This window comes from Bacteroidales bacterium, assembly GCA_021157585.1.
In the GTDB taxonomy this organism is placed as follows: domain Bacteria; phylum Bacteroidota; class Bacteroidia; order Bacteroidales; family UBA12170; genus UBA12170.
Genome location: JAGGWH010000054.1, coordinates 1 through 2862, shown reverse-complemented (window position 1 = coordinate 2862; position 2862 = coordinate 1). Strand labels below are relative to the sequence as shown.

Here is a 2862-nt window from a genome sequence, read left to right as displayed (position 1 = left end):
TCTCAGGAGCAGGTGGTTTAGATTTGGGATTTTCCAAGGCTGGCTTCGAGATAAATTGGGCAAATGAATATGATAAGGACATTTGGAAAACATTTGAAAAAAACCATCCAAATACATTTTTAGACAGAAGAAGTATTACTCAAATTCCAAATGAAGATGTTCCAGAATGTGATGGAATAATTGGCGGACCTCCTTGTCAAAGTTGGAGCGAAGCTGGTTCGCTTCGTGGCATCGAAGATAATAGGGGGCAATTGTTTTTTGAATTTATTCGGTTACTTGAAGCTAAACAACCTTATTTTTTCTTAGCTGAGAACGTATCAGGTATGCTTTTGGTAAGACATCGAGAAGCACTTGATAATATTAAAACCCATTTTAGGAACGCAGGAATTGGTTATGACTTACATTTTAAAATGTTAAATGCAAAAAACTTTAAAGTTCCACAAGATAGGAAAAGGGTATTTTTTATTGGTTTCCGTAGCGATTTAAAAATAGATTTTACTTTTCCAGAAGGTTTTAAAGACTTGATTCTATTAAAGGATGTGATAAGTGATTTGACAGATAATGTAATGGTCGCCAAAAATGGTAAAGGGGCAAATAATGGTCAATGTAAGGTTCCTAATCACGAATATATGGAAGGTGGTTTCTCGAGTATGTTTATGTCGAGAAATAGGGTTAGGGCTTGGGATGAAGTTTCATTTACAATCCAAGCGGGAGCGAGACATGCACCTTTGCATCCACAAGCTCCCAAAATGAAATTTATTGAGCAAAATAAACGTGAATTTGTAAAAGGTAAAGAACATTTATACAGGAGATTAAGTGTTAGAGAATGTGCAAGAATACAAACTTTCCCTGACGACTTTATTTTTCATTATGATAATATCTCAGCAGGTTACAAGATGATTGGAAATGCTGTCCCTGTTAATTTAGCTTATTATATTGCGAAAGAGATAAAACATAGTTTGTCAAATATAAAAGCTGAAGAAAAGCAAGAAGTGAAGGTTGAATATGAAAAGGTAATTTATTAGAAATGGCGATACAAACAAAAACAGGAAAAGCATTTGAATATGCCTTACTAAAGGAATTTTATGAAAGATTAAACACCTCTCATAACAATGTAATTATCGTTGAAAGTGAACCTTACAAAACTGCAAAGTTATGTTTTGATAGCTTTTTAGAAGAAGAACAAGGATTATATTCCTTAGTTTCAAGTGCTGCCATTAACTTTCTTGTTGATATTGAGCCTCGATTGTCACACAGTTATGATACTGATGATATTTTACAACTTGAAATTGTATCAGATAGTGAAGGACAAATTGGAGATGTAAGAGATGTATTAGCTATTCGATTACTTCAAAAATGGGAAATTGGAATTTCAGCCAAAAATAATCATCGTGCTGTTAAACATTCTCGACTTTCTCAGAAAATTGATTTTGGGCAAAAATGGATTGGAATTCCTTGTTCCTCAGACTATTTTGATGAAATAAAACCAATATTTGATTTTTTATCTAACCTAAGAACTAAAGACAAAAGCACAAAATGGACTGCTATTCCAGACATGCATAATAAAATTTATGTACCATTATTGAATGCTTTTCGTACTGAATTATTGAGATTGGATAAAGAAAATCCTGAAACTGTTCCTCAAAAACTTGTTGAATACTTAATTGGGAATCAGGATTTTTACAAAGTTATCAAAGGGAAAAGTACCGTTGAAATACAAGCCTATAATTTACATGGAACTCTCAATCAATCGTTTGAAAAGATTAGACCAAAAGCAAAAATCCCAAAACTCAAATTACCTACTCGATTAATCGAAGTTGTTTATGAAAACAACTCAAATACTACTTTGATTGTATCATTAAATGAAGGATGGCAAATATCATTTAGAATTCACAATGCCAGTTCAAGAGTAGAACCATCTTTGAAATTTGATATTAACTTGATTAGCGCACCTCATACATTATTCAATAATCATATTTTCATAGGAGAGAAATAAAATACCAACCCGAAAGCCTACACACCTGCCCGTTCCGCAGGCGGGTTGCCAAGTCGTGTTTAGTCCCTCTTTTTTTGTGTTTGGTTTTGAAGAGCATTAAAAATAATCAGCTCATTTTCTGGAGGATTTAAAATATTAGTGTAACTTTGAGGATAAGCATTAACGCAAAACCCCCTAAATTTGAGTTATAATAAATATGTAAATTTACGCAATATATGCCAAATTGGGAGTATATATGTAATTGTTTTTACACAAACGTTCACAACTATCCGAAACTTTAGATTTTAAAAGAACCTGAGAATCCTATATTTTTGTTTTTTCGACAAAACATTAGAAATATGGGACTCTACAGGCGCAACAAAAATAACAATAAACCACTTGCACGGCAAATAATTGATTTGGTACCACGATGGATGCTGACTTCTATAACCAAACAGTTCAATAGTGACAAAGGATGCAGTAAATATAAGACATACGATCAATTTGTTGCACTAACTTTCGGACAGCTGAATAAGTGTTTGACATTAAGCGATATATCTACAGGAATAGGAGTAAGTGAAATCTATATTTCTGACTTAGGATTGGCACAGAGTCCTGCTCGATCAACCATGAGCGATGGTAATAAAAATCGTGACTGGCAGGTGTTTGAAACTCTTTATTACCGTTTACTCAAACATTATCAAACAGTGTTAAGCAAACAACATCAAAGCCACATTATAGAGGAAGTAAAAAACCAAAGAATAAAACTCATAGATAGTAGTACTATTAGCTTGTGTTTGTCCACCTTTTCTTGGGCAAAGTTTCGGACAGCTAAAGGAGGTATAAAAATACACACTTGCTGGGATGATAGTTTAATGATTCCTGAT

At 33.3% G+C, this 2862-nt stretch carries 3 protein-coding genes; all 3 read left to right on the top strand.

Features of this window, described 5'->3' with window-relative positions; translation table 11 throughout:
• Positions 1–1025 (top strand): DNA cytosine methyltransferase (locus tag J7K39_03420; GenBank protein MCD6178934.1); only part of this gene is annotated, 1025 nt, incomplete at its 5' end.
• Between the two features lie 2 nt (positions 1026–1027).
• On the top strand, positions 1028–1996 hold the full coding sequence (locus J7K39_03415) for a HaeIII family restriction endonuclease (GenBank protein MCD6178933.1): 969 nt from the start codon (positions 1028–1030) through the stop codon (positions 1994–1996).
• A 338-nt stretch (positions 1997–2334) separates the two neighbouring features.
• Positions 2335–2862 (top strand): DUF4372 domain-containing protein (locus tag J7K39_03410; protein ID MCD6178932.1); only part of this gene is annotated, 528 nt, incomplete at its 3' end.